At 63.9% G+C, this 9192-nt stretch carries 8 protein-coding genes, 2 tRNA genes and 1 pseudogene; 5 read left to right on the top strand and 6 right to left on the bottom strand.

Annotation, left to right across the window (positions count from 1 at the left end; all coding sequences use genetic code 11):
- Nucleotides 1-2: 2 nt before the first annotated feature.
- Nucleotides 3-75: transfer RNA gene (locus AC1RGE_RS16220), tRNA-Gly, on the bottom strand.
- A gap of 2 nt (nucleotides 76-77) precedes the next feature.
- Nucleotides 78-153 (bottom strand) — tRNA-Glu (locus AC1RGE_RS16215).
- Nucleotides 154-532: 379 nt separating this feature from the next.
- On the opposite strand from AC1RGE_RS16215, the gene AC1RGE_RS16210 reads away from it, so the two are divergent.
- Nucleotides 533-1291 carry a hypothetical protein gene (locus tag AC1RGE_RS16210; protein ID WP_015634689.1) on the top strand — a complete coding sequence of 253 codons (759 nt, stop codon included), beginning with the start codon at nucleotides 533-535 and terminating at the stop codon, nucleotides 1289-1291.
- A 63-nt stretch (nucleotides 1292-1354) separates the two neighbouring features.
- Here AC1RGE_RS16210 and AC1RGE_RS16205 read toward each other — a convergent pair whose 3' ends face one another.
- The 3 genes and pseudogenes from AC1RGE_RS16205 to AC1RGE_RS16195 form a co-directional block, all read right to left on the bottom strand.
- Nucleotides 1355-2218: a methyl-accepting chemotaxis protein gene (locus tag AC1RGE_RS16205; RefSeq protein ID WP_373870545.1), complete on the bottom strand. Its 864-nt coding sequence runs from the start codon at nucleotides 2216-2218 to the stop codon at nucleotides 1355-1357.
- Nucleotides 2216-2440, bottom strand: a pseudogene (locus AC1RGE_RS16200) (HAMP domain-containing protein); the annotation flags it as partial. The pseudogene AC1RGE_RS16200 and the gene AC1RGE_RS16205, both read right to left, overlap by 3 nt.
- Before the next feature lie 1060 nt (nucleotides 2441-3500).
- The gene (locus AC1RGE_RS16195) at nucleotides 3501-4262 is read right to left on the bottom strand and encodes an SDR family oxidoreductase (RefSeq protein ID WP_492584612.1); all 762 of its coding nucleotides are present in this window, start codon (nucleotides 4260-4262) and stop codon (nucleotides 3501-3503) included.
- Between the two features lie 237 nt (nucleotides 4263-4499).
- Between AC1RGE_RS16195 and AC1RGE_RS16190 the strand changes: the two genes are divergently transcribed.
- A complete protein-coding gene (locus AC1RGE_RS16190) occupies nucleotides 4500-5504 on the top strand; it encodes an NADP-dependent oxidoreductase (protein WP_492584610.1) in 1005 nt (334 codons plus the stop codon).
- Nucleotides 5505-5609: 105 nt separating this feature from the next.
- Here the strand turns inward: AC1RGE_RS16190 and pyrF are convergent, their stop codons facing one another.
- Nucleotides 5610-6311 carry an orotidine-5'-phosphate decarboxylase gene (gene pyrF, locus AC1RGE_RS16185; RefSeq protein ID WP_011060084.1) on the bottom strand — a complete coding sequence of 234 codons (702 nt, stop codon included), beginning with the start codon at nucleotides 6309-6311 and terminating at the stop codon, nucleotides 5610-5612.
- A gap of 317 nt (nucleotides 6312-6628) precedes the next feature.
- On the opposite strand from pyrF, the gene AC1RGE_RS16180 reads away from it, so the two are divergent.
- The 3 genes from AC1RGE_RS16180 to xopAW all read left to right on the top strand — a co-directional run bounded on the left by AC1RGE_RS16180 (nucleotide 6629) and on the right by xopAW (nucleotide 9173).
- Nucleotides 6629-7393 carry a response regulator gene (locus AC1RGE_RS16180; RefSeq protein WP_011060083.1) on the top strand — a complete coding sequence of 255 codons (765 nt, stop codon included), beginning with the start codon at nucleotides 6629-6631 and terminating at the stop codon, nucleotides 7391-7393.
- Complete coding sequence (locus AC1RGE_RS16175) at nucleotides 7393-8433, top strand: sensor histidine kinase (protein WP_492584608.1); 1041 nt, start codon at nucleotides 7393-7395, stop codon at nucleotides 8431-8433. The genes AC1RGE_RS16180 and AC1RGE_RS16175 overlap by 1 nt, the downstream gene beginning before the upstream one ends.
- Before the next feature lie 113 nt (nucleotides 8434-8546).
- Nucleotides 8547-9173, top strand: a complete 627-nt coding sequence (xopAW, locus tag AC1RGE_RS16170) for an EF-hand domain-containing protein (protein ID WP_041116762.1) — start codon at nucleotides 8547-8549, stop codon at nucleotides 9171-9173.
- The last annotated feature ends 19 nt before the right edge of the window (nucleotides 9174-9192 follow it).

The following is a 9192-nucleotide window of genomic DNA, read 5'->3' as shown; positions in this document are numbered from 1 at the left end:
GGAGCGGGAAACGAGACTCGAACTCGCGACCCCGACCTTGGCAAGGTCGTGCTCTACCAACTGAGCTATTCCCGCAATGGCGTCCCCTAGGGGACTCGAACCCCTGTTACCGCCGTGAAAGGGCGGTGTCCTAGGCCACTAGACGAAGGGGACACGCTACAGCATTCACTTCCTTCAACGTTTTGCTATTTGCTTTCCGTTGAAAGTGGCGCGCATTCTATGGATGCTTTGGGAGGCCGTCAACCCCCAGATATAATTTTATTTAAATCAATGACTTCGGAGCTGTTTTAGGCCCGCTTCAGGGTTTTCTGCCGTCCGCGCTTTGACGCCTATATTCTGGCACTCGACAAGGCGTTATAGTCCTCCACAGCCGGTGATGGCAATTTGAACCCTTGGATCCCCCGAGGCAAATGCCACCTATATAAGCAGCACAATCCATGCCCGGCTCGTCGAGCGGCGCTATGCGTCTAAATGCCAAGCCACTACACTCGCACGCGAATCCCATAACGAGGTTTTAACGGTGACACCACTCATGATCACCCTGCTGGTAATAGCCGGGATCGCACTATTGATCGCCATTGGCTACATGAACCATGTGGTGGAAAACAACAAACTGGAAAAAGCCCGCACCAAGGTCGAACTCAATGATCGCCTGCGTCGTTGCGGCGAGATCACCGAAACCTTCCCCGGCCAGTTCATGTCACCGGCCCTCAAGCTGCTGCTGACGCGCCTGGAGCTGAACGTCGTTCAGCGCATGCTCAACCTCGATAAAACCGACAGCGCCCTCAAGGCTCGCCTGGCTGAGCTCAATACCCTGGTGGGCCAGGGCGAGTCGATCCCGGTGAACAACCCACCGGCACCGATCCAGACCGAAGCCAAGGCCAAGGACGTGCGCTTCCTGCTGGAGGCCATGCACGGCCAGGTCACTCGCGCCGCCCACGACGGTTTCCTGCAGCCCAACGAAGCCAAGCGCTGGATCAAGGAGATCCGCCACATCCTGGTGCTGCTGCATATCGAGTTCTTCAACAACCTGGGCCAGTACGCCCTGCAGCAGAATCAGCCGGGCCAGGCCCGGCTGGCCTTCGAGCGTGGCGTGCAGTACCTGCGCAAGCAGCCGGACCCGGCGGTCTACAAGGAGCAACTGGAATACCTGGACAAACTCCTGGCCCGGGCCAATGCCATGGTGCTGTCGACCCTGGAACCTGCCCCGGACGAAGACAACCAGCTGACCCAGGGCCTCAAGACCGTGGAAGCCGACGCCGACTGGAAAAAGAAAGCCATCTACGACTGACAGAAAAAACCCTTGCCCGGAACACCCGGGCAAGGGTTTTAGAACGCTGCGCCCTCCCCGCCGCTACAAGCGGAAATGCCCCACCATCCCCTTCAGTTCCACGCCCAACTGCGCCAGCTCGATGCTCGACGCGGCGTTGCCCTGCATCGCCAGGGACGACTGATCGGCACTGGCGCGAATGCTGGTGACACTGCGGTTGATCTCTTCGGCCACCGAACTCTGCTGCTCGGCCGCAGCGGCGATCTGCTGGTTCATCTGCTGGATCAATGACACCGCCGCGGCAATGCTGCCCAGGGCGCTTTCGGTCTGCAGGGCATCGCTGACCGCCAGCTTCACCAGCTCGCCACTGCTCTGGATCTGCCGCACCGAGGAGTCGGCCGCTGCGTGCAGAGCCGTCACCAACCGGGCGATCTCTTCGGTGGACTGCTGCGTGCGTTTCGCCAGGGCCCGCACTTCATCGGCCACCACCGCAAACCCTCGGCCCTGCTCCCCGGCCCTGGCGGCTTCGATAGCGGCGTTGAGGGCCAGCAGGTTGGTCTGCTCGGCCACGCTCTTGATCACATCCAGCACGCTACCGATGTTGTCGATTTCCGCGCTCAGGCTCTCGATACCACTGCTGGCACGGCTGGCGGAATCCGCCAGTTGCTCGATGCGCTGCATGCTCTGGCGCACCACTTGCTGGCCACTTTCGACCTTGTCGTCCGCCGCCTGGGCGGCTTGGGCGGCCTCCTCGGCATTGCGCGCCACATCGTGCACCGTGGCGGTCATCTGATTCATGGCCGTGGCCACTTGCTCGGTTTCTTCCTTCTGGGTGCTGACTTCCAGGTTGGTTTGCTCGGTCACCGTGGACAGCGACTGAGCCGAACTGGCCAGTTGCTCGATCCCCGCCTGCAGGCCACTGACAATGCCGCTCAGGCCGCTGCCCATCTGCTGCATGGCCTGCATCAACTGACCGATCTCGTCACGTCGGGTCACCTCCACGGTCGCGGTCAGATCACCGGCGGCAATCTGCTGAGCCACGTGCATCACACTGCGCAACGGGCGCACGATCAGGCGGGTGACGCTCAAGGCCGCCAACAGCCCCACCAACAGCGCCAGGGCCGAGGAGCCGATGATCAGCAGGGAGTTCTTGTCCAGTTCCCCCAGCATCGAATGCTCTTGCGCCCCGTACGCCTGATCAACCCGCGCCATCACCTGGGCGGCGCGCTCATGCAGCTGCTGATAGACCTGCTTCTCCTGGGCCAGCAACCCGGTGTACTCGTTGAGCTTCTCGCTGAAGTTGCCGATATGCCCCGAGACTTCGTTGAGCACCGTCTGATAGCCCGCATCCTTGACCGTGGCCTTCAACTGCTCGGCCTGGGCCAGGGCCTGATCGGCCTGCTCGATCTTGCCCTGCTCGGCGGGCTCCTGGTCGCCGCCCTTGCGGTTCTGATCCAGGCGCAACCTGGCCTCATTCATGGCCTGCAGCATCAGGCGTGAAACCTGGCTGATCTGATTGGCCTGCTCGATGAATTCGGCACCGTCCTTGCCCTGGGATTCCTTGAGCGTATAGGCACCGTCATCCGCCAGCCCCGCCTGCAGCACGTCCAGGTTATTGGCCACGCTGGACACCGACCAACTGGCCATTTCCAGGGCCAGGTCCTTGGCCTGGGTCAGCTCGACGAACTCGTCGAATGCCTTGCGATAGTCCGCCAGCGCCAGCTCCACATCGCCCATCGCGGTCTGGTTGGCCGCCGACCGCACCTTGAGCTGCTGGGCCAGGGCCTGCAGGCCTTCCAGGCTTTCATGCAGGCTGTCCACGGTCTTGCTGTCGCCATGCAGGGCGTAGTCCTGCTCCTGCAGCCGCACCTTGAGCACGCCGCTATTGAGCTGGGACATCTGCTTGAGGCCATCAAAGCGCTGGCTGATGGTCTGCAGGGACCAGACACCGATCCCCGCCACCAGAGCGGTTAGGAGCAACACCAGGGCAAACCCGATGCCCAGTTTCTTTGCCATGCCAAGGTTGGCAAAACGTCCACTTGCGGCCGAAGTCATGGTGCGCAGTCCCCTTCCAATCCCCAATGGCAATAGGGCCATCTTGTCTTGGCGAAGGGTCGCAACGGCATGCACCGGCGCACAAGTCTCTGACATCGGAATAATGGCAAAAAGCTACGCCGAGGTCGTTTTCAGGACACTGGAGGTCGATTCCATCGGGCTCCGGCCATCGGCATCAGATCGCGGTGGCCCCGCCGTCGACCGCCAGTGCATGGCCGGTGGTAAAGGCCGCGCCATCGCTGCACAGGTAGAGCACCGCACTGGCGATCTCCTCGACCTTGCCGATGCGCCCCACCGGGTGCATGGCTGCGGCGAACTCGGCCTTCTTCGGGTCCGCCTCGTAGGCACGGCGGAACATGTCGGTGTCGATCACCGCCGGGCATACCGCGTTCACGCGGATTTTCTTCTTCGCATATTCGATGGCCGCCGACTTGGTCAGGCCGATCACCGCATGCTTGGAGGCCGCATAGATGCTCATCTTCGGCGCCGCGCCCAGGCCCGCCACCGAGGCGGTGTTGACGATCGCCCCACCGCCCTGGGCCAGCAGCAGCGGCAACTGGTACTTCATGCACAGCCAGACCCCTTTGACGTTGACCCCAATGATGGCGTCGAACTCATCCATGGAGCCCTCCGCAAGGCGGCCCTTTTCGATCTCGATACCGGCATTGTTGAAGGCGTAATCCAGGCGCCCATAGGCTTCGATGGTGCGGGCCATGAGGCTTTGCACATCCGCCTCCAGGGTAACGTTGCACGGCACGAACAGCGCCTCGCCACCGGCCTCGCGGATCAGCGCCACGGTGCCCTCGCCCCCCGCCGTGTCCAGGTCCGCCACCACCACCTTCAAGCCTTGTGCGGCAAATGCCTGGGCGGTGGCCCGGCCGATACCATTGGCTGCGTCGGTCACCAGGGCCACCTGGCCGGAAAACATCATGCTCATTGCAGGAATCCTCGATCGAATGCGGGTCAGCTACCCGGCCCAATCTAGCCACAGCCGGGGCTGGTGGCGTCAGCACTATCAAAAGCCCGGTTGGATGCTCATGCATTCTGGTGATGAATCTGCCGGGGGCTTTATCAGGGCGATCGATTGGCCTCCATTCGCTGCAGCGGCAAACCTTGCGGCACCGAGGCCAAGGGGCTATCAACTAGGGGTTCATTCATCCCACGAGTGCCTGCCATGACCGCCCTGACCAATCGCCAGTTTCTGCTCGCCAAACGCCCCATCGGACCGGCCACCCGCGATACCTTCACCTACCAGCAAGTGGCAGTGGGCGAGCCCGCCGCCGGGCAGATCCTGGTACAGAACCACTACCTGTCCCTGGACCCGGCCATGCGCGGCTGGATGAACGAGGGCAAATCCTACATTGCCCCGGTGGCCATCGGCGAGGTCATGCGCGCCCTGGGCGTGGGCCAGGTGATCGCCTCCAGCCACCCCGGTTTCGCGGTGGGCGACTACGTCAATGGTGCACTCGGCGTGCAGGACTACTTCCTCGGCGAGCCCCGGGGCTTCTACAAGGTCGACCCCAAGCTGGCCCCGCTGCCGCTCTACCTGTCAGCCCTGGGCATGACGGGCATGACCGCCTACTTCGCCCTGCTGGACGTGGGCGCGCCCAAGGCCGGCGACACCGTGGTGCTGTCCGGGGCCGCCGGCGCGGTGGGCAGCATTGCCGGGCAGATCGCCAGGATCAAGGGCTGCCGCGTGGTGGGGATTGCCGGCGGCCAGGACAAGTGCCGGTTCCTCATCGACGAGCTGGGTTTTGACGGCGCCATCGACTACAAGAACGAAGACGTCCACGCCGGCCTCAAGCGCGAGTGCCCGAAAGGCGTCGATGTGTATTTCGACAACGTCGGCGGCGACATCCTCGATGCCGTGCTCAGCCGTCTGAACGTCAAGGCGCGGGTAGTGATCTGCGGCGCCATCAGCCAGTACAACAACAAGGAGGCGGTCAAGGGGCCGGCCAACTACCTGTCGCTGCTGGTCAACCGGGCGCGCATGGAGGGGTTCGTGGTGATGGACTATGCCGCGCAGTTCGCCGAAGCCGGGCAGGAAATGGCCGGCTGGATGGCCAAGGGGCAGCTCAAGAGCAAGGAGGATATTATCGAGGGCCTGGAAACCTTCCCGGAAACCCTGGGCAAGCTGTTCAGCGGCGAGAACTTCGGCAAGCTGATACTGAAAGTCTGAATCCGTAGGAGCCAGCTTGTCGGCGATCCGCAACGGCGGCCGGAAAGGGCCGCCAACCGCAAAACCGCTATCGCCGGCAAGCCGGCTCCTACAAGAGGAAGCGTGTTACAGGGCCAGTTCGGCCACGACGTCGGCCAGGGCCTTGGCCGGATCTGCCGCCTGGCTGATGGGGCGACCGATCACCAGGTAATCGGAGCCGGCATCCAGGGCCTGGCGCGGGGTGAGGATCCGCCGCTGGTCGTCCTGGGCGCTGCCCGCCGGGCGAATCCCCGGGGTCACCAGTTGCAGGGACGGATGGGCGCTCTTCAGGGCCTGGGCTTCCAGGGCCGAGCACACCAGGCCGTCCATGCCGGCTTTCTGCGCCAGGGCAGCCAGGCGCAGCACCTGCTCCTGGGGCTCGATGTCCAGACCGATACCGGCCAGGTCTTCACGCTCCATGCTGGTAAGCACGGTGACGCCGATCAGCAGCGGCTTGGGGCCGCTGCGCTGATCCAGCACTTCGCGGCAGGCAGCCATCATGCGCAGGCCGCCGGAGCAGTGCACATTGACCATCCACACGCCCATTTCTGCGGCGGCCTTGACCGCCATGGCGGTGGTGTTGGGAATATCGTGGAACTTCAGGTCCAGGAACACTTCGAAACCCTTGTCCCGCAGGGTCCCGACAATCTCGGCGGCGCAGCTGGTGAACAGCTCCTTGCCGACCTTGACCCGGCACAGTTTGGGGTCCAGTTGATCGGCCAGTTTCAGTGCGGCGTCACGGGTGGGGAAATCCAGGGCGACGATGATAGGAGTCTGGCAGGCGGACATGAAGGGGCTCTCAGGCAAGTCGAAATCGGCGCGGATTGTAGCGCAAGCCGCGCCGCTCCGGGACCCGATCAGAGGTAAATCCTCCTCAACGGTGCGCAAGAAGGCCGATTGCCTCGGCAATCGCTCCCCCACGCCACGGCATTTGTATCAACCTCGATACACTGACGACACGTCGGCAACAATCCCCGGCGCTACCCTCGCCAGCCGCAACACCTTCGAACAGCACTTCCAGCCCCCGGGCCGGACGCCTATGCTGAAGCCACAATCCCGCCGTCGCCCTCAGGCGCCGGCAGCCTACCTGGCAGACGACCGCACCCATGCAGAACACTTCAGCCCCTCTCAACGAAGACGCCAAAGCATTGGTCAGTGGCGACGACAAACGCTGGAACACCCGGGCCCTGATCGTCGACGACGACGTGCCGATCCGCGAGTTGCTGATCGACTACCTGGCGCGTTTCAACATTCACGCCAGCGGCGTCACCGACGGCGCGGCGATGCGCCAGGCCCTGCAGGCCGAGCACTTCGACGTAGTGGTGCTGGACCTGATGCTGCCCGGCGAAGACGGCCTGTCCCTGTGCCGCTGGCTGCGTACCGAATCGGACATCCCGATCCTCATGCTCACCGCCCGCTGCGAGCCCACCGATCGCATCATCGGCCTGGAGCTGGGGGCCGACGACTACATGGCCAAGCCTTTCGAGCCACGGGAACTGGTGGCCCGGATCCAGACCATCCTGCGCCGGGTGCGCGACGATCGCAGCGAGCAGCGGGCCAATATCCGCTTCGACAACTGGCGCCTGAACAGCGTGCTGCGCCAACTGATTTCCGCCGATGGCCTGGTGGTGCCGCTGTCCAACGCCGAGTTCCGCCTGCTCTGGGTGTTCATCGAGCGCCCGCGCCGGGTACTGAGCCGCGAACAATTGCTGGACGCCGCCCGCGGCCGATCCATCGAGGCCTTTGATCGCAGCATCGACCTGCTGGTCTCGCGCCTGCGGCAAAAGCTCGGCGACGATCCGAAGTCGCCGCAACTGATCAAGACCGTGCGCGGTGAAGGCTACCTGTTCGACGCCCGGGACATCGGCTGATGCGCGGGCGGTTCGATACGCTGTTCGGCCGCCTGTTCGGCGTCTTGCTGATCGCGATCGTCCTCGCCCACCTGCTGGCGTTCTTCTGGTTTCACCACTACGGCCCGCCCCCGCCGCCGCCCCCTCCCGATTCGGCGCAGTTGATCAATGGCCAGCCGCCGCCCCCTTATCCAAGGCGCCCGCCACGGCCCTGGTTCGGCGGCCCGCTGGTGCCCCTGACGTTCCAGTTCATCTCCCTGATCATCGCTGCCTGGTACGGCGCCAAGCTGTTGTCGCGGCCGATCCAGCGCCTGAGCGTCGCCGCCGAGCGTTTGAGCGAAGACCTCGACAGCCCGCCCCTGGAAGAGGTGGGGCCAAGGGAAGCCCGGCAAGCGGCCAGCACCTTCAACCAGATGCAGAAGCGCATCCGCGAGCAGGTGCAGCAACGCGGGCGCATGCTCGGTGCCGTCTCCCACGACCTGCGCACCCCGTTATCAAGGCTGAAACTGCGCCTGGAGCAGATCGAGGACAGCAAACTGCAAGGGCAGATGCGCCAGGACCTGGACGACATGATCAAGATGCTCGACGCCACCCTCAGCTACCTGCACGAACAACGCACCAGCGAGGCCGAGCAATGGATGGACGTGCAGGCCCTGGTGGAGTCGCTGTGCGAGAACGCCCAGGACCAGGGCGCCGACGCTCAGGCCCAGGGCCATTGCGCGCCGCTGCTGGTGCAACCCATGGCGTTGCAGTCATGCCTCAACAACCTGCTGGACAACGCCCTGCGCTACGCCGGCCAGGCAACCCTGGCCCTGGAGGACGACCGAGGGCAACTGCTGATCCGGGTCATCGACCACGGCCCGGGGATTGCCGCCGACAAGCGTGAAGCGGTGTTCGAGCCATTCTTTCGCCTGGAAGGCTCGCGCAACCGCAACTCCGGCGGCGTCGGCCTGGGCATGACCATTGCCCGTGAAGCGGCGGAGCGCCTGGGCGGCCAACTGATCCTCGAAGAAACCCCCGGCGGCGGCCTGACCGCGGTATTGCGTCTACCCAGGCCTTGAGCGCCTTGTGTGGCGGCAGGTACAAACCGCCAATACCCAGGACAACTCCCCCCCTGAGGCTGCTTGGGCCGGTGCCCCCCACCGGTTCAATTCATCCGCAGGGAGTGAGCCCCATGATCGATAGCCTCAGCAGCAACTATTCGAGCTATTACAGCTCCAGCAGCACCAGCCGTGGCCAGCAATTGCACAAGGAGCTGTTCGCCAAGCTCGACAGCAACGGTGATGGCGCGGTGGATCAGGACGAGCTGAAAAACGCCCTGTCGCAGAAAAGCGACAACGGCATCCTGGTCAGCCTGAGCAAGAATTTCAACGACCTGGACAGTGACGGCAGCGGTAGCTTGAGCAGCGATGAAATGGCCGCCATGGCCCCTCCTCCGCCCAAGGACCGCGCCCCCGATACCCAACTGGCGGATGCCCTGCTCGGCGCCCTGGACAGCGATGGCGACGGAGTCATCAGCAGTGACGAACTGAGCACTGCCCTGCAAGCCTCGGGCAACAGCTCCACCAGCAGCGACACCAGCTCGGCTCTGCTGAAGATTCTCGACAGCGACAGCAGTGGCGGCATCAGTAGCGATGAGCTCAAGGCCGCGTTGCAGGCCGGAAGCAACCAGGACAGCGCCCCCCAGGACCCGCAGGCCAACCTCGCCGAAGCTCTGGGCAAGATGATCGCCAGCTTGAGCAAGCAGTATCAGTTGGACACCAGCAGCAGCCTCGGCGGCAGCGTCAACGTCGCTGCCTGACGTCCATTGCCGCTCCCGG

The organism is Pseudomonas sp. GW823-FHT02C05, from assembly GCF_058797595.1.
The sequence above is the reverse complement of the archived record's forward strand: the minus strand, read 5'-3'. Positions and strand labels throughout refer to the sequence as shown.